The organism is Nonomuraea composti (assembly GCF_012034275.1).
GTDB classification, from domain to species: Bacteria; Actinomycetota; Actinomycetes; order Streptosporangiales; family Streptosporangiaceae; genus Nonomuraea; species Nonomuraea composti.
Genome location: NZ_JAATEP010000042.1, coordinates 24,686 through 48,542, shown reverse-complemented (window position 1 = coordinate 48,542; position 23,857 = coordinate 24,686). Strand labels below are relative to the sequence as shown.

The following is a 23,857-nucleotide window of genomic DNA, read 5'->3' as shown; positions in this document are numbered from 1 at the left end:
TCTCCTCTTAGTGGCAGGATGAGCGTCCGGAGGCGCTCGGCGGGACGTCGAGCGTGGGGTTGCGGTCGAAGAAGCCGACCGGCTTGAGAACGAACCCGCAGGTGTCGACCGGCATGATCGGCCAGTCCTCGGTGCGGGGGAAATGCGTCAGGCCGAACGTGTGCCACAGCACGATGTCCTGCCCGTCGATGTCGCGGTCGGCCCTGGTGTAGGCGGGCAGGCCCGCGCCGCCGGGATGCTGGTTCACCAGGTCGCCGGCGGGATAGCGCTCCGCGGGGTGGTAGCGGGTGACCCACAGGTGCCGGGTCGCGAACTCGGCCCTGCGGTGGATGCTGGACCCCTCGGCCGCCATCAGCGTCGGCTTGCCCTCGGGGAACAGCGCGTAGCCGACCGGGCCGCCGAGGCGGTTGCGCACGCCGGGGTTGACGACGTGCCACGTGCGCTCCGCCTTCAGGTCGGCGTCGCGCCCGGCCTCCCGCTCGGTGCGCAGCCGGGTCGTGGCGCGGCCGAACGCGTTGCCGTGCTCGCTGTCCAGCCGCCTGGCCTCGACCTCGTCCACGGCGTTGGCCACGCCGTCCACGGTCATGTCGAGCCGGGCGCTGAACAGGTGCTGGTGGTACGGCGCCGCCAGGCCGGGCGCGACCTCCGAGGCGTACGGGGCCGCCCGGTCGTCGTAGGCGCCGGTGAAGACGATGCCGGTGGCCTTGACCTCCAGCTCGATCGTGCCGTCGAGGTAGAGGTACCAGTAGAAGCCGTAGTCGTAGTTGCCGACGGTCACGAAGAACGAGATGACCAGGCGGCGCTGCCTGCGCGTCTCCCGGGAGCCGTTGGCCGGGTCGGTGTGCTTCCACAGCACCCCGTAGTCCTCCTCGTGCATGCAGATCGCGTTCTTGATCACCTTGGGGACGCCGGCGCCGTCGGTGACGACGACGTCGAAGTAGGTGATCTCGCCGAGGCAGTCGCAGCCGAGCTCCAGGGAGTTGGCGAGCTTGCCGAGCTGGTACTCGCCGGTGTCGAAGTAGTTCTGCCAGAAGCGGATCGGGCTCGGGTCGCCGTACGGGACCACCATCTCGGCCACCGACGCCCGGTAGACGATCGGCCGGATGCGGCCGCCGTCCTCGAACCCGATGCGGTGCAGCGTCAGGCCCTCGCGCATGTCGTAGCCGAGGCGCAGGCTCCACTTCTCCCACGTGACGAGCGGGCCGTCGACCGTGAAGCTCGGGCCCTCCGGCTGGGTGATGTGGATGGGCTTCTGCGTGGTGCGGTGCTCGACGTTCGTGTAGTCGCCGCTCTCCTGCGGGATCGGCTGGGGGCCGGTGTCGACGATCTCCAGCACCTCGCCCTTGACCAGGTCCACGTATGCGACCAGGCCGTCCACGGGGTGCGCCCACGGAAGGCTGTCGGGGGTCGGCATCAGGTGCGCCAGCACCCTGGCGACCCGCCGGCCCTCCTCCTTCGGCAACGCGAAGTGGCCGGCGCTGAGCGCGGCCAGGTAGACGCTCGCCGGGTCGTCGATCCCCCTCCTCGCCAGGGCCTTCGCCCAGTCCGGGTCCTCGCGGAGCACCTTGCGGACGAGGGCGTGCTCCTCGTCCAGCATCGGCACCTGGCCGTCGGCCAGCGGGTCGATCGGCCCCGTGGCCGCCACCCGGCCTTCGCTGATCGACACGACCACGTCCTGCGCCGCCTCGGTGGCCAGGTCCAGCAGGAGCGCGCGGGCCTTGCGGGCGGGGCGGGCGGCGCCGTCCTCGTACGCCAGCACCTCGTCCTTCGGCGGCTCCTCCAGCCCGAGGTAGGCCACCCGGACCGTCTCCGCCAGCAGGCCCTCGGTCATGAGAACCCGTCTGACCTCGTCGATCTCCTGTGCGGCGAGCGGGTCGAGAGGGTGGGGACACTTTCCGGTGGACAGGTGCAACGTTCGGCCCCTTTCTGCTGCCGGAACGTTCCGGCAAGTTTCGCGATAACCTAACCGCGTCCGCCGGAGGGCACAAGACCTGGAGCCCAGCCGAAACACATCGTTTACGGGACGTGCGGCGCGGAAGGGGCGCGGACGGGTCGCGACGAGCAGGGCACGGAAGGACGTGGGCGGGTCGCGACGAGCGGGGCGCGAAAGGGGGCGCGAATGGGTCGCTACGATCAGGGCGTGCACGCAGACGAGCCGGTCACGATCCTCACCGTCGCCCGCGAGGCGGGGGTCTCCAAGACGACCGCCTCCGACGCGTTGCGCGGCTCAGGACGCGTCTCCGAGCGCACCCGCGAGACCGTCGTGGCCGTCGCCGAACGGCTCGGCTACGTGCCCAACGGCTCGGCCCGCCACCTGCGCAAGGCCAGCACCGGCACGATCGGGCTGCACGTGCCCGAGGTGCTGACCCGCTCCTCGTACTACATGTCGTTCGTGTTCGGCGTCGTCGAGCAGGCCGCCCGGCACGACTACGACGTCACCCTGATCACCTCGGGCCAGCGCCGCGCCCGCCCGCCCCGCGTGGACGGCCTCGTCCTCGGCGACCCGCTCGGCGGGGACCCCGTCGTGGAGAGCCTGATGGCCACCGGGCTGCCGACCGTCTCGTGCGAGCGCTTCCCCGGCTCCCGGCAGGCGGACGGGGTCGTGTGGTCCGAACACGCGCTGATGCTCACCCGCCTCCTCGACCACCTGCTCGCGACGGGAGCCAGGCGGCCGGGGCTCATCGTGGCGGGCGACGAGAGCGACTGGGCGGCCAGCGTGCACCGGGGATACCAGGAGTGGTGCGCCGGGCGGGGGGTCGCGCCGCTGGTGAGCAGGGTCTCGTTCGACGCGACCGGCGACGAGGTCCGCGCCGCCGCCCGCGCCCTCCTCGGAAGGGGCGGCGGCGCGCCCGGGACCGGCGGCGCCGAGGTGCCGATGGACGCGCTCGTGTGCGCTCCCGCCGGGGCGGCCACCGAGGTGGCGCCGCTGCTGCGGGAGGCCGGCGGCGGGGTGCGCCTCGCCTCCTGCGTCGACAGCGCCGCCACCCGCCAGGCCGACCCGCCCATCACCGCGATCGACCTGCGCCCGCGCGAGGCGGGGGCGAGCTGCGCGGAGCTGCTGTTCGAGCTGCTGTCGGGCACGGCACAGCCGGGCACGGAGCGCGTCCACCCGATAGAGCTGCAGATCCGCGCCTCCACCCGATAGATCTGCAGATCCGCGCCTTCACCCGATAGATCTGCAGACCCGCGCCTCCACCGCACCCCGCCCGTAGGCCGCCTGGCCGGTCAGTCCAGGGTCGCGGCGATCCGGTCGGCGGCGGTCGCCAGCCAGTCGGGCCGGGCGTTGCCCAGCAGGTGGTCACCGTGCGGAATGCGCAGGTACTGCCCGCGGGGCGCCAGCCGGGCCAGCGCCGCGCCGTCGGTCACACCCGGGATGACGTCCTGACCGCCGTCCACCACGAGCAGCGGGCAGGTGATCGCCGGGGCGAGCGCGGACAGGTCCACCCGGCCCGCGAAGCGGCGGGCCGCCTCCTCACCCCCGGCGCGGCGGACGAGCAGGTCCCGCACGGGTGGCGGCAGCTCGTCCCAGTCCAGCCGGAAGGGGCCGCTGACGGTGACGGCGGTGACGACGCGGGGCTCCTTCGCGGCGCTCTCCGCGACGTAGTAGCCGCCGAGGCTGAGCCCGACGAGCCCCACGCGCCGGGCCCCGAGCGCGTCGGCGACCTGGCCGATGACGTGGTGATAGTCGGCGCGGATCGTGGTGGTGGCCGCGAGCACGCCCTGGCCCGGCCCGTCCATGGTGAACACGGTCAAGCCCCTGCGCAGCAGCTCGTCCGTCACTGCGTGGAACTCCTCCTTGCTCGAGTCGAGCCCGGGCACCACCACGGCCACCGCCCCGCCACCGTCCGGCCCTCCCGGCCCGCCCGTGCGATCCGGCCCGCGCAACCAGCCGGCGAAGCCCGGCCCCTCGATGCGGCGCGCTCGCGGGTCCAGCAGCTCCAGCGCGCGGCCCATGGCGGCGTCGGCCTCGGCGGCGGCGAGCGCGCTCTCCTCGCCCGGCCCCAGCGTGGCGAAGTGGAACCAGCGTGCGGCCGTCATGAGATGCCCGCCCGCCGAGATCGCCGTGGCGGCTCTGTCGGCCCGCGCCAGGTGCCCGCGCGCGACCCGCATGAAGGTCTCGCCCCATCGGCCCAGGCCGGTCAGCTCACCGGTGACGCGCAGGTACTCGTGCACGTCCAGCCCGGCTCCCGTCGCGCGCGACAGGTTCGCGGCGGCGAAGGCGGCAGCCGAGGCGTCGGCGGATGTGGTGGTAGAGGTGGTGGCGTTCATCGTGATGCTCCGATCGTCAGGACGGCCTTGCCGCGGATCCGGCGTCCCCGCAGGTCGTCGAGCACGTCGGCGGTCCGGCTCCAGTCGGCGACGCGGCCGATCTCCGGGTGCAGCCGCCCACCGGCCACCAGGCGCAGGAGGGTCTCCAGGTCCGGACCGTAGGGGGCGCCCGCGTAGTGGAAGTGCCTGATCACGCCGTTCTCCGGCCCGGCGAACAGGTCGAAGAAGTTCAGGGTCACCGGCGTGCGGCTGACCTGGCCGAACCAGACCAGCGTGCCGCCCGGGACCAGCCGGGCCAGCGCGACCGGCAGGGCGGCGCCGCCCGTGGACTCCAGCACCACGTCGAACGGCCCGTCCGCTTCGCCGGCGTCGCGGACGACCGCCGTGGCGCCCAGCTCGCGCAGGCGCGCGCCGCGCTCCTCCGTGGCGGTCACCGCGGTCACCTCGGCCCCGGCCGCCGCGGCGAGCTCGGTCAGGTAGTGGCCCACCCCGCCTGAGGCGCCGGTCAGCAGGACGCGCAGGCCCGCCACCACGCCGGCCGCGCGCAGCAGCCGGAGGGCGGTGATCCCGGCCAGCGGCAGGGCGGCCGCCTGGACGGCGGTGACGTCGCGGGGCAGGACGGCGACCGAGTGGGTGGGCACGGTCGTGTACTCGGCCCACCCGGCCATGGGCGGGTGGCCGGCCACGCGGGCGCCGACCGGCGGGCCCGAGCCGTCCGCGGCGGCCTGCACGACCAGCCCGGCCACGTCCTTCCCCGGCCTGAGCCCGGGTCGCGGCGCTTCCAGCAGGAACGTCTCCCCGCGATTGGGCGAGAACGCCTCGACCTTGATCAGCACTTCGTCCGGCGCGGGCACGGGCTGGGCGTCCTGCGCGAACTCGACCAGCCGGGCCGGATCCCCTGTGGGCAACAATCTCCGCATGCGGCCATGGAACCGGCATCCGGCCTGGCTTCTCCAACAACAGTCGATCCAGCGCGACAACCATCGGTTGTCGCCTATGGTGACAGGCGTGGACCTCGACCTGGCGCAGGTGCGCGCGTTCGTCCTGGCCGCCGAGGAGCTGCACTTCGGCCACGCGGCCGAGGAGCTGTCGATCTCGCAGCAGGCGCTGTCCAAGCGGATCGCCCGCCTGGAGTCCGTCCTCGGCAGGCGGCTGCTCGACCGCGGCGGCCAGGGGGTGCGCCTCACCGAGGCCGGGCGGCGCTTCCTGGAGCCGGCCCGGCAGGCGCTGGCCGCGGCCGACCGGGCCGTGGCGGCCGTCCTCGGCACGCACCGGCCGTTGCGGATCGACGTCTGGGGCCACCTGTACGCGCCGATGCGCACACTCGCGCTGGTGGCCGGCGGCGAGCCGCGGCCCGAGCTCGGCCACGGGCGCGACCTGCCCTCGGTGAGCACCGCGCTGCTGCGCGGCGACATCGACGCCGCCTTCGGCCGCGTCCACGCCCCGCTGCCCGCCGGCCTGCGGTATCGCCTCGTCCGGCTGGAGCCGGTGGACGCGGTCCTCAGCGCGGACCATCCGCTCGCGCACGCGGCGGCGATCCGGCCGGCGCAGTTGCGCGACAGCCTGCTGTGGGCTCCTGGGCCGCTGCACCGGCTCGACTTCCTGCACCGCTTCGCCGACTCCTTCGGCATCGGTGACCGTGCCGAGGGCACCAACCTGGGGCTGGAGCACTTCCTGGCCGACCTGGCGGCCGACCCGCGCCGCTTCAGCCTGCTGCCCGCCGACGTGCCCCTGCCCGCCCACCCGGCTGTCAGGACGGTTCCGCTGGTGGCGCCCACGCCCCTGTACGCCTGGTCGCTGCTCTGGCGCTCCGGCGCCGACCATCCGCTGCTGGGCACCCTGATCAGCGCGTTCGTCCGAAAGGCCGAGCGCAGCCGGTGGCTCGAATACGATCCGGCCCGCGACTGGCTGCCCGAGAGCGACCCCGCCGGCCACCTCAGGTCAGAGCCGGCTCCACCGACCGGGGGCGGCCCTTCACCCACCTGACGGAGCCCGGCCTGCGGGCCTCGCCGCGGATCCTGCTCACCGCGAACGCGCAGGTCACCTCCTTGATGACGGCACCGGCGCGCCCTCCGACGTAGATGTTCACGGCGGTGTCGTCCTTGCGGGCGAGCTGCCGGATGCCGGCGTGCCGGCCCAGGCTGGCGCACGCCCCCGTGAAGCGCACGTTGATCGGCTCCGGGTCCGTTCCGGCGATGCGGCTCAGGATCGTGCCGGCGGCCAGGGCGCCGAGCGGGCCGGCGGCGTAGCAGCTCATCCGCAGCGGCCGGCCCGATGGGGCGGCGCAGTCGCCCGCCGCGACGATGCGGTCGTCGTCGACGCTGGTCAGCGTCTCGTCGGTGAGCAGCCGGCCGAGCTCGTCGGTGCGCAGGCCGCTCGCGGCGGCGAGCGGGGGCACGCCGAAGCCGGCCGCCCAGATGGTCAAGGCGCTCGGGCGTTCGGTGCCGTCGGCGAGGACGACCGCGTCCGGGGTGACGGCGCTCACCTCGGCGTTCTCGATCACGGTGACGCCATGCCGGGCCAGCCAGCGGGCGGCGTACCGGCGGGCGCCCGTGCTGAAGTACGGCGCCAGGGTCCGGCCGCACACCAGCGTGACGGCGCGCCCCCGCTCGGCCAGCTCGGCGGCCGTCTCGATGCCGGTGAGCCCGCCGCCGACCACGGTGATCCGGGCGTCGGGGGGCAGATCGGCCAGCCTGGTACGCAGGCGCCGCGCGGGCTCGTACGCGGAGATGTCGAACGCGAGCCCGGACGCGCCGGGCACCTGCGGCGGCGGGGCGCCGGTGCTGCCGACCGCGTAGACGACGTAGTCGTAGCCGAGCGCGCGGCCGGACTCCAGCCGCACCTCGCGGGCGGCGGTGTCGATGCGGGCGGCGCCGTCCACGACCAGCTCGATGCCGTCGCCGAGCAGCGTGCCGTAGTCGATCGCGGTCTCGCCGGTGCCGGCCACGTACTGGTGCAGCCGGATGCGGTCCACGAACCGCGGGCGGGCGTTGACGAGGGTGATGGCGAGGTCGTCACGCAGGCGCAGGTGGTTGGCGGCGAGCGTGCCCGCGTAACCGCCCCCGATGACGACGACCTTGTGAAGTGCGGGCATGGTGCGGATTCCCTTCGTCGGCGGTCGGTCGGTGGTCAGTCGGTGGTCACGGCGTCTTGAGGACGCGGCTGAGGTGGAGGAGGCTCAGGCCGAACATCAGCACGCCCAGCGGCACGTGCAGCGTCGTCAGGTGCGCGATGCCGAGCGCGACCTGCGCCGACGTGGCCGCCAGGAACCCGGCCGCCGGGAGGACGGGCCTGGGCGAGCCGCCGCCCGGCCGCCACGCCAGGACGGCGGCGGCCACGTGCACCACGGCCACGACGAAGATCGTGTAGGCCGCCGCGCTGTGCAGGACGTGCCCGTTGGGCGTGGTCAGCAGCAGCCCGGCGGTGACGGGGGCGGCGAAGACGGCAAGGGTCTGCAGGGCGATCACGGCACGCAGGAACGTGCGGTCGCCCCGCTTGGTCGTCGTCGGTGCGGACATGATGTGGCTCTCCTCATGGTCGGTCAGTACATCCGACAAGGCAGTCATCAGGAATGTGAGGCGGGGGGCGGCCTCACAGCTCGCCGCGCTGTCCTGTCGAATGGGTGAGGCCCGACACGAATGAGGGAGTCAGCACCACGATGGGCAGCACCCGACCCGACCCCGCACTGGCCGTGATCATGAGTGAGCGGCGGCACCTGCTCAACCTCGGCTACCGGCTGCTGGGCTCGCTCGCCGACGCCGAGGACGTCGTGCAGGAGACCTACGCCCGCTGGTACGCCATGTCACGGGAGGAGCAGGACGCCATCGAGTCGCCGGGCGCCTGGCTGACGAAGGTCGCCGGTCGCCTCTGCCTGAACGTGCTGTCCTCGGCGCGGGTCCGGCGCGAGACGTACGTGGGCGAATGGATCCCCGAGCCGCTGCCCGACCTGCCCGAGGGACCGAACGGCGACCCGGCCGACCGGGTCACCCTCGACGAGTCCGTCAACATGGCCTTCCTCGTCGTCCTGGAGTCGATGACGCCGGCCGAGCGGGTGGCGTTCATCCTGCACGACGTCTTCCGCTACCCGTTCGCCGAGGTGGCCGAGATCGTCGGGCGCAGCCCGGCGGCCTGCCGGCAGCTCGCCACCTCGGCCCGCCGCCGCATCCGCGACGCGCAGGCCCCGACGTCCGGGCAGGCCCGCCAGGCGGGCGTCGTCAGGGACTTCAAGCAGGCGTGGGAGGCCAAGGACATCAACGCCCTCGTCGCGCTCCTCGACCCCGGCGCCACGATCACCGCCGACGGCGGCGGCATGGTCAGCACGCTGATCAGGCCGGTGGAGGGGGTCGAGCAGATCGTGCGCGGGCTGACCAGGTTCACGCAGGTGCTGCAGGACGTGACGATCCTGGAGCGCACGGTCAACGGCCGGCCGGGGCTGATCGTCCAGCGCGGGGGCGTCACCGTGACGGTGTGCGCGTTCGAGATCGCCGATGATCGCATCAAGCACATCTGGGCCGTCCGCAACCCCGACAAGCTCCGCCTGTGGACCGCGCCCTGAGGGGGACGGCCCTGCCGGGCGGGGGTGACCGGCAGGGCCGTCGCGGCGGGGCGGCTAGCTGAAGTTGACGTCGCTGCAGAAGTAGTACGTCTGGTCCATGTGCGAGGCCTTCCAGATCGTGACCACGACGTGGCGGCCGGTGCGCGAGCCCTTGCTGATGCCGGTGATCGGGTACGTGCCGGCGGGCGCGTACTTGGGCGTCGTCCGGACCAGCTCCAGGTGGTTCCAGCCGAGCGGGGTGGTCGTGGCGTCGTACCCCTGGCGGGTGATGTAGACGAGGATGTAGTCGGCGCCGTGGTAGGCCTGGTCGGTGAGGCGGATGTCGAACGTGCTGCCGAGGTTCGTCGTCTTCCACGCGCCGGGGGTGTCCATCGAGCGGTAGCGGCCGTCCTGGGTGCGGCCGGCGCTGCAGAGCTGGCCGTTGGGGATGACGCCCTGGTGGTTGCCGGCGACGCCGTCACGGTAGAGGCCGTTCCAGTTCCACATGGCGTTCGCGTTGTCCTGCCAGGCCTGCCAGCACATGGGGTCCGACTGGGCCATGGTGGGGTTCTGGAAGTCGCTGCCCCAGCGCAGCCAGCAGCCGTAGTTACGGGAGGCCGGGTCGACGACCGAGCCGTGCGCCGAGGCGGTGCCGGTGAGCGGGACGGTGAAGATCATCGCCAGGGCCATCAGCAGGATCAGGGCGCGCTTCGCCCGGCGGGATGGTGCTCGTTGGGGCATGTGCGGTCTCCGTGTTCCGGTCGGGGGTTCCGGTGGTGAGGAGCGCTCCCGGTGGGGGACGGTATCTGACCGCGCCTGCCAGGCCAAGTGAGGGCGGATGTCAGTGGGGTGGCGGGTGGGTGGGACGGCCGGGCTGAACAGCGGAAAGGGCTTTCCGGAGGTGGGTCACAGAGTTGAAAGTTTCAACCACACGATCGCGCTGTCCGTTGTGTGACGGCGTCAGAACGTAAAGTGACGGAATTTGGGGAAGTAGCATCTGAGCGAGGGCGAGACTCCCGATACTGAGTGGGTGACCGCAATGGCAACGATCGAACCGGCAGGACGGCCGGCGTCTCCCTACGGAGATCCGCCGTTCACGGTCGACGACCTTCTCAAGTTCCCCGAAGACGGGAACCGCTATGAGCTCTTCGACGGGAACCTGCTGGTGAGTTCTGCCCCCACCATCCTTCACCAAGTGGCCATCACCAATGCCATGCACGTACTCCTGAACGCGGCTCCACGCGAGCTGTTGACCTTGACGAACGTCAACTTCCGGGTGTCGGACAAGGACTACTACATCCCCGACCTCGTCGTCGTGCCGAGGAGCGCGGCGTTGCGTGGCGGGCTCATGTTCTCACCTCGCGACATGCTGCTCGCTGGAGAGGTCGTGAGCCCAAGCACTCAGAAGCAGGACAAATCACTCAAAGCTGTGGCGTATGCCGAAGCCGGCGTCCCCGCTTACTGGCGGTTCGAGCTGAACGAGGGCCCCACGCTCTACGTCTACGAGCTCAACGGCGACAGCTACGACCCGCCCACTGCCTACAAGGCCGGCACCACGGCCAGGCTGACCTGGCCGTTCCCCGTGCGCTTCGACCCCGCTCAGCTTCTCGACTAGACCTGGACCCCGGCTCTGCCGGCCCCCTCCTGCTGGGAGTGCCGGGGTCCAGGAGCTTCATTCCTGCCGGTCCGCAGGGGCCTGGGCGGCCAGTGACGTGTAGACGGTCACCTCATCAGGGCGTACCAGGCCGTCCTGGATGGCGCAGATGAGCAGTTTCTCTTTGGTGGGCGCGGGTCTTCCGGCCGCCGCGTATTTGACCCGCGCCCGGTCTATGTACTGCCGCACCGTCCGTTCCTTGATGCCCATGCGGGCCGCCACGGACGCCTTGGACATGGACTGGAACCAGTACAGCAGCGCCGCCCGCTCCTTGTCGGACAGCTGGGGCCGGTGGGGGCCCTCGTCGGTGGCGATGGCCTGGGCCATCGGCGGGGTGACGGTGGGGCGGTCGGCGGCCACCTCCAGGATGGTCTCCAGGCAGGACTCCCGGGTGGCGCGGCCCTTGCCGATGAAGGCGGAGGCGCCGGCGTCGAGGACCCTGCGCACGATCTCGGGCTCCTCGTGCTCGGAGAAGACGATGACGCGCTGGCCGCCGGCGCACAGCTCGGCGACCCGGTCCACGACCATGGTGCCGTTGAGGTTGAGGTCGAGCAGCAGGACGTCGGCGGGCGTGCCGCGGACGGACTCGATGGTGGGGCCCTGCGCGACGAGCTCCACGGGCGTGGGCGGCGCGAACCACGACCGTACGCCGTCCACCACCACCTGATGGTCCTCCACGAGGGCGACCGTCACGACCGGCCCTGCCAGATGCTGTTGACCCATACCTCACCTCCCAGCCGCTGATAGCTGACGACGACCCCGCTGGCCTCTTGGACGGGGGTGGGGCTGATGGGCAGGTCGTCGTTGTCGGCCACCACCGCCACGCTCACCATGGTGGACATGGCGGACACGGTGACCCTGGCGCGGGTTCTGGCGCCGTCGAGGGCGCGGACGGGTGCTCGGAGCAGGTCCTCGCGCACGCCGTCCGGCAGGGCGGGCAGGTGCTCGCCGAACGGCGGGGCCGTGACGAGGACCTGGCGGCGTTCGGCGGCGTCGATGCGCTCGCGCAGCACGGACACCAGCTCGTCGGGGACGTCCTCGCGCTCGGTGATGAGCCGCCGCAGCCGCATGGCGCCGGCGGTGCAGTCCTCGCGGACGCGCGGGTCGCCGGGGTCGGCGCCGTCGGCGAGCTGGGTGAGCAGGGATTCCGCGACGTCGCGGATGGCCTCGTAGCGGCGCAGCCGGTCGGCGTGGATGCGCTGGGCGGACTCGCGCCAGGCGTCGTCGGCGGCGAGCTTGCGGGCCAGCAGCACGGTCTCCTCGGCGCGGGTGCGCAGCAGGTGGCAGCCGGCCATGTAGCCGAGCTGCATGGTGACGCCGCCGGCGATGACGACGAGGTATTTGGCGATGGAGACGCGGTCGAGGGAGCCCGCGACGGCCATGGCGGCCAGCATGATGCCGGCGTTCGCGGACAGGAAGGCGATGATCTCGGTACGCCAGCGCGGCCGCCCCCACATCAGCATGACGCCGATCCAGCCGATGGAGCCCCAGCCCCAGTCGCTGATGCCGAGCAGCTCCTCGGGGCGGGAGGCGACGATGACGGCGACGTCCACGGCGAGGGTGGCGAGGGCGAGCTCCAGGACGCGGTCGGGGCCGCGGGAGGTCCTGGACAGGGCGAGCGCGCCGACGACGAAGATCGCGGAGTAGAGCACCCAGGCGGCGAGGGCGACCCAGGGCCAGCGGAAGGAGCTCCAGCCGGTGAGGGTGACGGTGAGGTCGTAGCCGAGGTGCCAGACTCCGGCGATGACGACGGCGCCGAGTGCTGTGTAGCGGGCGTAGCGGCGGGCGACCTGCTCGATCTCTTCGGTCATGGCCGCCACCACAGGCTCACGCGGGTGCCCCGGTCGCCGGAGGAGATCTGGGCGCCGCCGTTCGGCAGGGTGCGCATCGTGTCGAGGATGGAGCCGCGCACGCCGAACCGGTCGGGCGGCAGGCGGTCCTGGTCGAAGCCGCGGCCGGCGTCGGCGACCTCGACCACGATCTCGCCGTCGCGCCGGGAGGAGACGAGCTCGGCCTCGCGGACGCCGGCGTGCAGGGCGACGTTCGCCAGGGCCTCGGTGACGGCGCGGGCGAAGCGCTCGGCGACCTCGCCGGGGACGGTCTCGGGGGTGAGGCGACGGTGCACGTCGAGGCCGGTGGCCCGCCCGGCCACCTGGTCGAGCAGCGCGTCGAGGGCGATGGGCACGGAGCCGGCGTGCGGCTGGTCGCGCAGCTTCTCCAGCGCCGCCAGGTCGGTGGCCACCTGGTCGCGCAGGGTGGGGGACGGCTCGTCGTAGGTGCCGAGGCCGACCATGGTGAGCGTGTGCAGCGAGGTCTCGTGGATGCTGCCGACCTGGCGCAGCTCGTCCTCGCGGCGCAGCCGTTCGACCATGAGGGAGATGTCGGCGCGCACGCTCTGCCGCAGGAAGGCGTCGGCGGAGGCGGCCGAGCGCCGCAGCAGCGTCATGAGCAGCACGATCGCGAGGAGCTGCACGAGGTGGATCCCGAGGGAGCCGTACACGTCGTGGGTGGGCGAGGCCAGCCGCACGCCGGCCGCGAACGCCGCGGCCAGGGCGAGGCCGACGGGGATCGCCACGATGGGTCGCCAGGTCACGCCGGCCATGACGACGGTCATCGTGACCAGCCCGTGCACCCAGCTCGACCCCGTGACGAGCGCCTCCGTGGGGACGAGGTGGACCTGCGCGAGGCAGAGCCCGACGGTGATGGCCACATCACCGGCCACCAGCCAGTACGGCAGCAGGTCCGCGCGCCAGAAGACGCGGACGTACAGGAGCGTCCACACGAGGTGGACCAGCAGCATGGGCGCCAGCCACGCGAGGGAGACCGGCGGGACCGCGCCGAAGAGCGCGGCGACGACCGCCACCGACCCCACCGCGCTGCGCGCGCCGGCTCCTGTCCGCGCGACGGCCTTGGTGAGCTGCCTGGTGGCCGAGTCGTATCTCGTGGAGCCGGTGAGAGCCATGAGCCGTCCGCACGCGATATGGGCACCGAACGGATCTCACGATAATGGCTGAAAGTCCACACGAAAGGGTTTCTCCCGCGTATTTCGTGGTTTGTATGGTGACGCGTGGCGTCGTGGGCCTCATGGTCGTCTTCCTCGGCTCTGCTGCGGTGATCCCGCCCCACCCGAACCCTGTCTCGCGGCCCGGCCCGCGGCATGACGGTCGATCGGCCGTCAGAGCGCTACGACGGCCGATCGGCCGTCAGCCGCGTCCCTTCACAAGAGCGTGTACTAGGACGCGATGTGCCGCGGAGATCGCGGCGGGAGGGGACTTCATGACAGCGTTCGTGATCACGGTCCTGCTGGGCTGCCTGTCCGTGATGACGGTCAGGGGCCGGCAGGGGAACTGGCCGGCCGGGATGCCGGTGGCTCGGCCGCGGCTCGTGGCGGTGGGGGGCACGTACGAGGGCGGGCTGGGGCGCCCGTCGGACGCGTACGTCGTCCAGGAGCGGTTGATCGCGGCGGCCAGGGGCGTGGGCGGCGGGGAGACCGCCCACGCGGCCGCCGCGCTGACCCTCGGCGCGGTCATCGCGGCCCGGCCGCAGTACGGCGAGGAGGGTCTGGACGAGTGCGCGCAGGCCGCGCACCGGGCGGTGCGGACCGCGTCCCTGCGCGACCCGGCCGTGCCCGATCTGGTCGCCACCCTGGACCTGGTGGTGCTGGAGCGGGCGGAGAGCCCGCGGCTGCGGTTCGCGCACGTGGGCGACGGCGAGATCTGGCACTGCCCGAAGGGCGCCGAGCCGCGCCGGCTGACGACGCCGCACGTGGTCGGCGAGGGCCCGCCGGTACGCGGGGTCGGGCTGCCGCCGGCGCTGAACCCGGAGCTCGGCACGGTGACGCTGCGCCCCGGCGACCGCGTGGCGATCGTCACGCACGGGGCCGTCAAGGCGCTGGGGGCGGCGCGGGTGAAGGAGCTGCTGGCCGGGGGCGCGTCCCCGGCGGCGTGCCTGGACCGCATGTACGACGAGATGGCCGCGATGGAGCCGAAGGGCGACGCCACGGTGATCATCGCCGAATTCGTGACCGCGTGACAGTCGTCTGACTTAAGATCGCGGTGTGAGCGCACCGCACGGCATCAACCCGAACATCCCGCACTCCGCCCGGGTCTACGACTACTGGCTCGGCGGCAAGGACAATTTCGAGGCCGATCGCCGGGTGGCCGAGCAGACCATGGCCGCGGTGCCGGGCGTGCGCGAGAGCGCCAGGAACAACCGCGCCTTCCTCGGCCGGGCGGTGCGCCACCTGGCCGGCCTCGGCGTACGGCAGTTCCTCGACCTGGGCACCGGCATCCCCAGCCAGGGCAACACCCACGAGGTGGCGCAGGCGGTGGCGCCCGAGTCGCGGGTCGTCTACGTCGACAACGACCCGATCGTCATGGCCCACGCCAGGGCGCTGCTGACCAGCACGCCCGAGGGCCGCACGGCCTACATCGAGGCCGACGTGCGCGAGCCGCAGTCGATCCTGGAGCACCCCGACGTGCTGGCCACCCTCGACTTCACCCAGCCGATCGCGCTGGTCATGGTCGCCATCCTCATGCACATCCCCGACGAGGACGACCCGGAGCGGCTGGTCAAGACGTACGCGCAGGCCCTGCCGTCCGGCAGCTACCTGGTGCTCAGCCACCTGACGCTCGACCTCGTGCCCCCGCAGGTCGCGGCCGACTACCTGGAGGCGACCCGGCCGCAGGCGATGCACCGCACGCCGCGCTCCGGCGAGCGGATCCTCCGCTACTTCGACGGCTTCGACCTGGTGGAGCCGGGCCTGGTGGCCGTGTCGAAGTGGCGCGACGAGCCGCTCTTCCCCGACGAGGCGGCCTGGATGTACGCCGGGGTGGGCCACAAGCGCTAGCCCGAACCTGAGGACGTTCACAGGTGGCGCCGCGCTGCCTGCGGCGATGCCGTTTAAGGTTCAGGCTGTGCATCAGTTCGGGGACGACAGGACGGCGGCGTGAGCACGACGGCCGGCATCGAACGCGCCGAGACCGGGAAGCGGACGAAGCAGAAGAGACGGCGCAGGCGATGGTTCTCCTGGACGGTCGCCGTGCTGCTGGCGGTGTGGGCGGCCGTCCGGGTCGGCGGGTGGGAGCAGGGCTCGTTCCCCACGCAGCTCATGACCGTGACGCCGTGGGGCGCGGGGCTGGCGGCGCTGACCGCGGTCGTGGCGCTGCTGCGGCGCAACCGGTGGGCGGCGCTCGTGGCCGCGCTCGCGTGCGTGACGATGACCGCGGGCGTGGCGCCGCGCGCGTTCCCCGCCGAGCAGCCCCCGGCGAGCGGGCCCGCGCTGCGGGTGCTGGCGGTCAACCTGTTCGGCCGCGGTGACGCCCGGACCGTCGTCGACTTCGTCCGGCGCAACGACGTCGAGGTGTTCAGCGCCCTGGAGCTGACCCACGCCGAGGCCGCGCAGCTCGACGCGGCCGGGCTGAAGCAGCTCATGCCGTACCGGGTGCTGCAGCCGGAGATCGACGTGACCGGCAGCGGCATCTACTCCAAGCACCCGCTGACCGAGCTGCCCGGCCTGTTCACCCCGATCGGGCACAACATGCCGGCCGCCTCCGTGACGCTGCCCGGAGGCGCCAAGGTCGAGGTCGTGGCCGTGCACCCCAACCCGCCGCTGGGCCGCAAGGAGGCGGAGTGGAACGCCGCCCTGCGCGCCCTCCCCTCCCCCTCGCCCTCCGTCGTGCGGGTGCTGGCGGGCGACTTCAACGCCAGCCTCGACCACCGCGCCTTCCGCGACCTGCTGGGACGCGGATACGTGGACGCGGCCGAGCAGGCGGGCGAGGGCCTGACGCCCACCTGGCCGAACTTCCGGCCGATCCCGCCGATCATCTCCATCGACCACATCGTGGCCGACCCCCGGGTGGCGGTGCGCCGGGTGGACTTCCTGGACGTGCCCAGGACCGACCACCGCGGCATCTTCGCCGAGCTGCGGCTGCCCTGACCGCGTTCAGTCCTCCAGAAGCGTGGCCCTGGTGGTGAGGCGGCGCGGGCCGCGCAGCACGCGGGTGGCGCCGGTGAGCCGGATGTCCTGACGCAGCGGCGGCTCGTCCGCCGACGGGCCGGCGGACAGCGTGATGAGCCCCGGCTCGACGATGCGGCGCAGCTCCACGCCGGTGTACGAGAACGCGTCCGCCGGCACGTCGAAGACCACCGTGCGGCTCCGCCCCGCCGCCAGGCGCACCCGCGCGAACCCGACGAGCTGGAGGGCCGGCCTCGCGACCTGCGCGACCGGGTCGGAGGCGTAGAGCTGCACGACCTCCTCGGCGGGCCGGTCACCGGCGTTGCGCACGGTCACCGACACCTCGACCGTGCCGTCCACGGGGTGGTCGGTGCGGTCGGTGGTCATGGAGACGTACTCGATGTCGGCGTACGACAGGCCGTGCCCGAACGCGTACGCCGGGGTCGGGTCGAGCACCGTGATGCCCTCGGCCTTCCTGCCCAGGGGCGGCTGCAGGTAGGTGGAGGGGTTGATGGCGGGCGCGGCCGGGATCTGCACCGGCAGCCGCCCCGACGGGTTGACCCGGCCGCTGAGCACTCCGGCCAGCGCCGCGCCGCCCTCGACGCCGGGGAAGAACGCCTGGATCGCCGCCGCGACCCGCTCCTTGTACGCGCCGAGCGCGTACGGCCGCCCGGACACCACGACGAGCACCGTCGGCGTGCCCGTGGCCAGCACCGCCTCGACGAGGTCCGGCTGGAGGCCGGGCAGCCGCAGGTCGGCGGCGTCGCAGCCCTCGCCCGAGGTGCCGCCGCCGAACAGCCCGGCCCGGTCGCCGACGAACAGCACCGCCAGGTCGCACCCGGCGGCCAGCTCCGCGGCCGGCGCGATGCCGGACGCGTCCTCGCCGGTCACGTCGGCGCCGAGGGCGTAGCACAGCTCGGCGTGCGGGAACTCGGCCGCCAGCCGCTCCCTGACGGAGGGGATCGGCAGGCCGGTGCCGTGCTCGGGGTAGCGGTCGAGGACGTGGTTGGGGAAGGCGTAGCAGCCGAGCAGCGTGCGCGGGTCGTCGGCGCAGGGGCCGAGCACGGCGATCCGCGCGGTGGTGGCGGGGTCGAGGGGCAGGACGCGGCCGGTGTTGCCGAGCAGGACGATGGAACGTTCCGCGACGGCGGTGGCGAGGCGCCGGTTGCGGGGGCTGTCCAGGTCCAGCTCCGGGGCCAGGTCCGGGGCCAGCTCTGGGGCCAGGTCCGAGTCCGGGTCGCCGTCCGGGGCGGCGTCGAGCAGGCCGAGGTCGATCTTCTGCCGCAGCACCCGCCGCACCGCCGCGTCCACCAGCGCCTCGTCCACCCGCCCCGCGCGGACGTGGCCCACCAGGTGCTCGCCGTACCCGTGGGTCTCGGGCAGCTCGACGTCGATGCCCGCCAGCATGGCCACCGCCCCCGCGTCGGGCAGGTCCTCGGCCACGCCGTGCATGGACGCCAGGAACGGGATGGACCAGTAGTCGGCCACCACCGTCCCGTCGAACCCCCACTCCTCGCGCAGGACGCCGCGCAGCAGGTGCGGGTTCGCGCCGACGGGCACGCCGTCGACGTCGGCGTAGGAGTTCATGACCGAGCGCGCCCCGCCCTCGCGCAGCGCGGTCTCGAACGGCGGCAGGATCACGTCGGCCAGCTCGCGCGGCCCGATGCTGACGGGCGCCTGGTTGCGGGCGGCGCGCGAGGCGGCGTAGCCGGCGAAGTGCTTGAGGGTGGCGATGACGCCGGCGCCCTCCAGGCCGCGGACGTAGGCCGCCCCGAGCTGCCCCACCAGGTACGGGTCCTCCCCCAGCGTCTCCTCGACCCGGCCCCACCGGTAGTCCCTGACGACGTCGAGGACGGGCGAGAGCCCCTGGTGCACCCCGGCCGCGCGCAGGTCGGCGCCGATGGCCGCGGCCATGCGCTCGATCAGGCCGGGGTCGAAGGTGGCCGCCCAGGCCAGCGGCGTCGGGTACGCGGTCGCCCCGTACGTGGCGAACCCGGTCAGGCACTCCTCGTGGGCGATGGCGGGGATGCCGTGCCGGTTGGCGGCCATCACCTGCTCCTGCATGGAGCGCAGCCGGGCCGCGCCCTCGGCGGGGCCGACCGGCGCGGTGCCGTAGACGCGGGTCAGGTGGCCGAGGCCGTACCGCAGCCGCTCCTCCATGCCGTCGGCCACGGTGAAGCGGTCTTGGAGGGGGGCGACGTTGCCGGGCTCGTCGCTCTGGACCCACACGGAGCCGAGCTGCGCGACCTTCTCCTCAAGGGTGAGGTCGGCGAGCAGGCTCTCCACCCGCTCCTCGGTCGTGCGGGCGGCGTCCCGCCAGGGCGCGAGGCCCGGCACGTTGACAGATGTCATGGTTGCGACCTTCGAGAGATTCATCCCGATCATTACGCCGGGACTTTAGGTGTCCCTCGCAAACTCGTCAAGAATATTTCGACACTATTCCGAAAATTTCGGGAACGGATTTCCGGAAGAATGGAAACGGCCCCCCGCCAACCCTGTTGACCAGCACTTCTGTCGCTGTTACGCCGGTGAAACTTTCAAGAAACTTGTCCGCACGGAAGCGCCCGCCCCCTGACAGGGAGCGGGCGCCGTCGTGCTGCGGAAGGCTGTCAGGCCACGTTGCTTCCCTCGGCCTGGCGGTTGAGCGTTTCGAGGTCGAACGCGCCGGACTTGACGGCCGCGGTGAACGCCTCCCAGTCGCGGCGAGGAACCTCCAGCACCGCGTCCGGGTTGTCCACGTGGATGAGCTCCACGTGATCGTTGATCCGCTTCGCCGCGACGCGGCTGGCGTCGTGTGACATCTGCAGCACTCCTCTCGGTGCACCTGCGGTCTCCGCCCCGGTCACCCGTTCGCAGGAGGACCGGGGCGGTTGCGGGCAGCCTCGCATCCCGGTGGGGCGTTCGGCCAGTGATATGGCGAGCCGTCCGGTGAGGAAAACCCCTCCATGGATGACGATCTTTAGACCTCGGTGGAAGAAAGGCTCCCCGCGCGGCGCCTGAAGGGAAGAGACAGCGCTGGATTTATGGATGTTTCTAGCTTCGTTGAAGCATTCATCCGGCGATGTCCGAGCTGTCTACAGTCCTACCCGTGGGGGCCCAAGTAACAAGGACGAACGTGTGGAGCGAGCTGCGCGTGAGCTCCACACCGAAGCTCTACATCTCGATCTCACCCAACCTCACCGCCCTTGCCATGCTCACCGACGCCCTCGCCGGCCGCCGGCGGGGCCTGCCCGAGTTATGGCGCCGGGCGATCAGCTCGCGCGTCGGCCCGTACGGGCACGAGGCCGTGCGGCCTTTGTCCGCGCCGGGCATCGCGATCGCGCCCGACAGCCTCGTCCCGCACTCCCCCGTCAGCGGCGACTTCTCCATCCAGGCCCAGATCAGCGCGCTGCACGAGCTCCCCGGCGAAGCCCTCGTCGAGGACCTGGAGCGCACGTTCGGCCCCGGCACGCCGCCGCCGCACTGGCGGGCGGCGGCCGAGCGGCCCACCCGCTGGCTGCGCGGCTACGCCGGCGCCCTGGCCGACGTCTGGAGCACCACGGAGCCCCTGTGGAAGCGGGCCCGCCCGCTGCTGGACAGGGAGGTCGAGCGGGTCGGCGTGACGACCGTACGGGGCGGCCCCGAGCTGCTGCTCGGCGCCATCAGCGACCGCATCGTGTACGGCGAGCGCGGCCTGCTCCTGCCCGGCCCCGACCTCGGCACGCACGAGCTGGGCGACCGCCGGCTCGTCCTGGTGCCGATGCTGGCCGGCAAGGACGCGGTCGTCCTCGGCCTGGACGACCCCACCGCCGTGTGGATCGCCTACCCGGTGCCCGGGGCGGAGTCCCTGTGGCGCAAACCCGTCGCGCCCGCCCTGGACGAGCTGTCCGCGCTGGTCGGGCCGGTACGGGCGGACCTGCTCTGCGCGCTCGACCAGCCCATGACCATGTCCATGCTGGCCACGGACATGAAGATCGCGCCCAGCGGCCTGACGTACCACTGCGACCGGCTGCGCGCCGGGCGGCTCATCACGCGGGAGCGGCGGGGCCGCGAGGTGTGGATCGCCCGCACCCACCGGGCGGAGGAGCTGCTGGAGCTGTTCCGGCGCTGACGTGAGGAAGGGGATCCGGTGCTGAAGTTCCACCGCGACGCTCTGGACGGGTGCGCGGCGGCGGCCAGGGCGGCCTCCGGCGCGTTCGCCGCCCTGACCGGCCCCGCGCCGGACGCCGCGGCCTTCGGGGACGTCTCGGGCTCGGCGGCCATGGCCAGGGCGGCGGGCGACCTCAAGCGCGTCTCGGAGGAGGCGGCGCGGCTCCTGGGCAGCCGCCTGGAGGCGGTGGAGCGCGCCCTGGACGCCGTCGAACGCACCCTCACCACCGCCGACAGCACGGCGGTCCGGCGATGAGCGCGATCGACGAGGTCAGGGCGGCTCCTGGGGGTGGGGAGCTGGCCGACCTGGCCGCGAAGCTGGTGGGCGATCCCGGCGCGATCGGCGCGGCGGCCGGTGCGTGGCGCGCCGCCGCCGGCACGGGCGAGCGGCACACCGGCGCGCTGAGCGCCGCGGCGGCCGAGGTGGACGGGGCGTGGGAGGGCGCCGGCGCCGACGCGTTCGCCGGCTACCTGGGCAAGGTGACCGGCTGCGGCGACCGGCTGCGGCAGGCGCTCACGGAGTGCGCCGACCACCTCGACGCGGCCGCCCGCACGCTGCGGGACGCGGAGGCGGCGGCGCAGGACATCTGCCGCCAGTACGCCACGGCGGCCCAGGAGCTCCGCGCCACCACCCAGGCACCGGCCACCCGGGCGACCGGCGGGCCGACTTCGAGCGGGCAGGCTTCGAGCGGGCCGGCGCAGGCCGCGCAGGCTTCGAGCGGGCAGGTGCAGGCCGTGCCGCTCACCGAGGAGCAGATCGCGCAGGCGCTGCGCCCCATGCTCGACGAGGCCCGCACCGCGTTGCAGCGCCTGGTCACCGACACCGGCGCGACCCTGTCCGGCACCGCAGGAAAGATCCAGACCGCGCTCGCCGCCGTCCCGAACGTGGCGGCCGAGCTGCCCGAGCCCGACACTCAGCCGTTCACCCCCGCGCCGGGCAGGCCGATCGGCTGGTCGCCCGCGCGTCTGGAGGGCCAGGAGACCGCCCTGGCCGCCGCCCCCCACGGCTCGGGCGGCGGCGGTTTCGGGGGTTACGGGCCGAGCGGCCCGCCGCCCCCGGGCGGCGGCCCCGCCCCACAGGGCCAGGTGGCCGACTGGATCAACCAGGCGATCGCGATACTCAAGGCGAACGGCGTCCCCGCCGACAAGATGAACCCGAACGACATCTGGCTGATCATCAAGCACGAGTCGGGCGGCAACCCGCACGCCATCAACAACTGGGACTCCAACGCCGCCAAGGGCACCCCGTCGAAGGGCCTGATGCAGACCATCGACCCCACGTTCAACAGCTACAAGCTGCCCGGCCACGGCGACATCTACAACCCGGTGGACAACATCATCGCCGGGGTGCGGTACAGCATCGCCCGCTACGGCTCGGTCTCGAACGTCCCGGGCGTCGTCGGCATGAAGACCGGCGGCGGTTACCGGGGCTACTGATCGAGCGCGGGCTTCGCGGCCCGCGCCGGGTCGAGGACGGGGCCTTCGGGGATGAGCTGGAGCAGGTTCACGGGCACGGGGGTGGCCTGGGCGGCCTGGTAGCCGAGCTTCTCGAGGACGTCCGTGCCGGGCACGGCGTAGCGGCGGCCGTCCTGGGTGACGAGGTAGTACGACTGCACGGCGTCGAGCCGGCCGTCGCCGGGCAGCACTCCGGCGAGGACGGCCTGGCCGGGCGGCAGGCGTACGAGGTCGGTGGCGTCGCCGTGCGGCGGGGGCAGGGTGGCGCCGGTGGTGAGGCGGACGCGGGTGGAGCCGGTGCCGGCGTAGACGGCGCAGAGCGGGGCGGACGGGTCGTGGGCGGTCATGCGCGGCATGGCGGCGGGCAGGCCGTCGGCGGCGACGGTGTCGCGGGAGCGGGGGGCGGCGTTGGCGGTGGCCGCGTCGACGGGGATCTCCCTGACCGCGCCCCCGCCGTAGGCGGCCCGGCTGGCGGGGTCGCTGAGCAGGAGCGTGGCCTGGCCCTGGGTGATGGGGGCGAGGCCGTCGCCGAGGAGCACGTACCAGCGGGCCTCGCCGCCGGCCACGCCGTCGGCGCGGAACACCTGGCCGACGGCGGCGGCCTTGCCGCCGGGGCCGGTCACGGGCCGGCCGCGCCCGGGGATGGCGGGGGCGGCCAGATCAGGGCCTTCGGGCAGCGCGTTCAGCCAGGAGACGGGCACGGCGGCGGGTGTGGCGGAGGTGAGGCCGCGGGCGATGCCGGGGGCCACCCGCATGCGGGTGCCGCGCCAGATCGCCCACGTCTGCCCGCCGACGTCCACGAGCACCGCGTCCCCTTCGGGGACCGGCGTGCCGCCGACCTGGCGGCCGGCGACGAGCGTCACGTACGGCTCGCGCCCGGTCCGCCCGGCCCGCTCCTGCACGCAGGCGGCCCAGGGGCCGCGGGCCAGGCTCGACGGGGCGGGCAGCGAGTCGGGGGCGCCGGGGATGCCGATGGCGGCGCCCCGCTCGTACGTGGCCAGCGCCTCACGTGCGACGACCCGCTCCTTGACCTGCCCGGCGGCCAGGACGAGGCGGGCGGAGGCGTAGTTGGCGACGGGGATGAGCCGGCGCTGCTCCTGGCTGTAGACGAAGCGGGCGCCGGTCTCGCGCTCGATGATCAGCGTGCCGGGGCTCTCCAGGGACAGGGTGCCGCCGGGGCGCAGCAGGCCGTACACCGCGAAGCCGACGCAGAGCAGGACGGCGACCATGACGCCGGCCAGGAAGCCGACGGTCTGGCGGCGCAGCGGCCAGTCCGGCTGGTTGGGCTGGGCGCGCAGGAGGGCCAGCCCGATGCGTTGGAGGGTGAGGCGGTAGGCCTGGTAAAGGTCGCGCTGGCTGTGCACTCCGCCCCTCTGATCACACGAATACCTTCTTACTCCAATTTATCGGGATAAAGGCCGGGAAGCGGGTCGGTTTCCGATTTGCGAACGGTTATTGATCAGTTAATGACATCCGCACGTGACCGCGGCCGGATGTCACAAGGTGGAGAACGTGAAACCGGATACGCGTTATCTCACTCCCGACGCGATCGGCGAGGTCCGGCGCAGCATCAGGGAAGAGCTGCTGCCGATCTTCACCGAGGTGCGCCAGATCTTCGAGGAGAACAAGGCGGTCGACTTCCCCGGCTGGGGAGCCGTGGGCGAGTGGACGGTCGGCGCGCTCTACCGGTCACTGCTCGACTCGTTCCTGCGCGACGCCGACGCCGTGCTGGCCGTCCTCGGCAAGTGGGAGGGCGAGGACCTGAAGCACGCGGAGCAGAACTGGCGCACCGCCGAAGACCTGGCCGTCCAGCGGGTCAAGCCATGAGCCGCAGGGTCGCGGATCCCGCCGTCCAGCGGGT

General features: G+C 73.1%; 23 protein-coding genes. 11 read left to right on the top strand and 12 right to left on the bottom strand.

The genetic code is table 11. From position 1 onward, the window contains the following. Positions 1-7 precede the first annotated feature (7 nt). On the bottom strand, positions 8-1,912 hold the full coding sequence (locus HCN51_RS41390) for a primary-amine oxidase (RefSeq protein WP_240973788.1): 1,905 nt from the start codon (positions 1,910-1,912) through the stop codon (positions 8-10). Positions 1,913-2,140: 228 nt separating this feature from the next. On the opposite strand from HCN51_RS41390, the gene HCN51_RS41385 reads away from it, so the two are divergent. After that, positions 2,141-3,145: a substrate-binding domain-containing protein gene (locus HCN51_RS41385; RefSeq protein ID WP_168017499.1), complete on the top strand. Its 1,005-nt coding sequence runs from the start codon at positions 2,141-2,143 to the stop codon at positions 3,143-3,145. Between the two features lie 80 nt (positions 3,146-3,225). Here HCN51_RS41385 and HCN51_RS41380 read toward each other — a convergent pair whose 3' ends face one another. Then, entirely contained in the window at positions 3,226-4,269 is a 1,044-nt protein-coding gene (locus tag HCN51_RS41380; protein ID WP_168017498.1) for an alpha/beta fold hydrolase, read from the bottom strand. After that, complete coding sequence (locus HCN51_RS41375; protein ID WP_168017497.1) at positions 4,266-5,189, bottom strand: zinc-binding dehydrogenase; 924 nt, start codon at positions 5,187-5,189, stop codon at positions 4,266-4,268. Before HCN51_RS41375 ends, HCN51_RS41380 begins: the two co-directional genes overlap by 4 nt. A gap of 88 nt (positions 5,190-5,277) precedes the next feature. Between HCN51_RS41375 and HCN51_RS41370 the strand changes: the two genes are divergently transcribed. Then, positions 5,278-6,255 carry a LysR family transcriptional regulator gene (locus tag HCN51_RS41370; protein WP_168017496.1) on the top strand — a complete coding sequence of 326 codons (978 nt, stop codon included), beginning with the start codon at positions 5,278-5,280 and terminating at the stop codon, positions 6,253-6,255. On the opposite strand, the gene HCN51_RS41365 is transcribed toward HCN51_RS41370, so the two are convergent. Next, complete coding sequence (locus tag HCN51_RS41365; protein WP_168017495.1) at positions 6,206-7,363, bottom strand: NAD(P)/FAD-dependent oxidoreductase; 1,158 nt, start codon at positions 7,361-7,363, stop codon at positions 6,206-6,208. The two genes, HCN51_RS41370 and HCN51_RS41365, sit on opposite strands and share 50 nt — an antisense overlap. Positions 7,364-7,409: 46 nt before the next feature. Continuing rightward, the gene (locus HCN51_RS41360; RefSeq protein WP_168017494.1) at positions 7,410-7,787 is read right to left on the bottom strand and encodes a hypothetical protein; all 378 of its coding nucleotides are present in this window, start codon (positions 7,785-7,787) and stop codon (positions 7,410-7,412) included. A 140-nt stretch (positions 7,788-7,927) separates the two neighbouring features. On the opposite strand from HCN51_RS41360, the gene sigJ reads away from it, so the two are divergent. Continuing rightward, positions 7,928-8,824, top strand: coding sequence for an RNA polymerase sigma factor SigJ (gene sigJ / locus HCN51_RS41355; RefSeq protein ID WP_168017493.1), 897 nt, complete (start codon positions 7,928-7,930; stop codon positions 8,822-8,824). 54 nt (positions 8,825-8,878) lie between these two features. Here the strand turns inward: sigJ and HCN51_RS41350 are convergent, their stop codons facing one another. Beyond that, positions 8,879-9,544, bottom strand: a complete 666-nt coding sequence (locus HCN51_RS41350; RefSeq protein ID WP_168017492.1) for a lytic polysaccharide monooxygenase auxiliary activity family 9 protein — start codon at positions 9,542-9,544, stop codon at positions 8,879-8,881. Between the two features lie 298 nt (positions 9,545-9,842). Between HCN51_RS41350 and HCN51_RS41345 the strand changes: the two genes are divergently transcribed. Beyond that, positions 9,843-10,418: a Uma2 family endonuclease gene (locus HCN51_RS41345; protein ID WP_168017491.1), complete on the top strand. Its 576-nt coding sequence runs from the start codon at positions 9,843-9,845 to the stop codon at positions 10,416-10,418. Positions 10,419-10,475: 57 nt separating this feature from the next. Here the strand turns inward: HCN51_RS41345 and HCN51_RS41340 are convergent, their stop codons facing one another. The 3 genes from HCN51_RS41340 to HCN51_RS41330 are packed head-to-tail and all read right to left on the bottom strand — an operon-like array spanning position 10,476 to position 13,419. Then, entirely contained in the window at positions 10,476-11,180 is a 705-nt protein-coding gene (locus HCN51_RS41340; protein ID WP_168017490.1) for a response regulator, read from the bottom strand. Continuing rightward, entirely contained in the window at positions 11,147-12,268 is a 1,122-nt protein-coding gene (locus HCN51_RS41335; RefSeq protein WP_168017489.1) for a hypothetical protein, read from the bottom strand. Before HCN51_RS41335 ends, HCN51_RS41340 begins: the two co-directional genes overlap by 34 nt. Beyond that, a complete protein-coding gene (locus HCN51_RS41330) occupies positions 12,265-13,419 on the bottom strand; it encodes a sensor histidine kinase (protein WP_168017488.1) in 1,155 nt (384 codons plus the stop codon). Before HCN51_RS41330 ends, HCN51_RS41335 begins: the two co-directional genes overlap by 4 nt. A 314-nt stretch (positions 13,420-13,733) precedes the next feature. Here HCN51_RS41330 and HCN51_RS41325 point away from each other — a divergent pair, with 314 nt between their 5' ends. From HCN51_RS41325 to HCN51_RS41315, 3 genes are all read left to right on the top strand, one after another. Continuing rightward, the gene (locus tag HCN51_RS41325) at positions 13,734-14,489 is read left to right on the top strand and encodes a SpoIIE family protein phosphatase (RefSeq protein ID WP_168017487.1); all 756 of its coding nucleotides are present in this window, start codon (positions 13,734-13,736) and stop codon (positions 14,487-14,489) included. Positions 14,490-14,514: 25 nt separating this feature from the next. Next, a complete protein-coding gene (locus HCN51_RS41320; RefSeq protein ID WP_168017486.1) occupies positions 14,515-15,306 on the top strand; it encodes an SAM-dependent methyltransferase in 792 nt (263 codons plus the stop codon). A gap of 99 nt (positions 15,307-15,405) precedes the next feature. Then, positions 15,406-16,395: an endonuclease/exonuclease/phosphatase family protein gene (locus HCN51_RS41315; protein WP_168017485.1), complete on the top strand. Its 990-nt coding sequence runs from the start codon at positions 15,406-15,408 to the stop codon at positions 16,393-16,395. Positions 16,396-16,401: 6 nt separating this feature from the next. On the opposite strand, the gene HCN51_RS41310 is transcribed toward HCN51_RS41315, so the two are convergent. Both HCN51_RS41310 and HCN51_RS41305 read right to left on the bottom strand, forming a co-directional pair. Further along, a complete protein-coding gene (locus HCN51_RS41310) occupies positions 16,402-18,765 on the bottom strand; it encodes a glycoside hydrolase family 3 N-terminal domain-containing protein (protein WP_168017484.1) in 2,364 nt (787 codons plus the stop codon). 257 nt (positions 18,766-19,022) lie between these two features. Next, positions 19,023-19,214: a hypothetical protein gene (locus HCN51_RS41305; RefSeq protein ID WP_155128294.1), complete on the bottom strand. Its 192-nt coding sequence runs from the start codon at positions 19,212-19,214 to the stop codon at positions 19,023-19,025. Positions 19,215-19,546: 332 nt separating this feature from the next. On the opposite strand from HCN51_RS41305, the gene HCN51_RS41300 reads away from it, so the two are divergent. Genes HCN51_RS41300 through HCN51_RS41290 form a run of 3 tightly spaced genes read left to right on the top strand, consistent with a single transcriptional unit; the run spans position 19,547 to position 21,978 of the window. After that, positions 19,547-20,503, top strand: coding sequence for an ArsR/SmtB family transcription factor (locus tag HCN51_RS41300; RefSeq protein WP_168017483.1), 957 nt, complete (start codon positions 19,547-19,549; stop codon positions 20,501-20,503). 18 nt (positions 20,504-20,521) lie between these two features. After that, a complete protein-coding gene (locus HCN51_RS41295; RefSeq protein WP_080041638.1) occupies positions 20,522-20,797 on the top strand; it encodes a hypothetical protein in 276 nt (91 codons plus the stop codon). Further along, positions 20,794-21,978 carry a transglycosylase SLT domain-containing protein gene (locus HCN51_RS41290; protein WP_168017482.1) on the top strand — a complete coding sequence of 395 codons (1,185 nt, stop codon included), beginning with the start codon at positions 20,794-20,796 and terminating at the stop codon, positions 21,976-21,978. The genes HCN51_RS41295 and HCN51_RS41290 overlap by 4 nt, the downstream gene beginning before the upstream one ends. Here HCN51_RS41290 and eccB read toward each other — a convergent pair. Beyond that, positions 21,972-23,360: a type VII secretion protein EccB gene (gene eccB, locus HCN51_RS41285; RefSeq protein ID WP_168017481.1), complete on the bottom strand. Its 1,389-nt coding sequence runs from the start codon at positions 23,358-23,360 to the stop codon at positions 21,972-21,974. The two genes, HCN51_RS41290 and eccB, sit on opposite strands and share 7 nt — an antisense overlap. Positions 23,361-23,508: 148 nt before the next feature. Between eccB and HCN51_RS41280 the strand changes: the two genes are divergently transcribed. Continuing rightward, on the top strand, positions 23,509-23,823 hold the full coding sequence (locus tag HCN51_RS41280; RefSeq protein ID WP_155128298.1) for a hypothetical protein: 315 nt from the start codon (positions 23,509-23,511) through the stop codon (positions 23,821-23,823). The last annotated feature ends 34 nt before the right edge of the window (positions 23,824-23,857 follow it).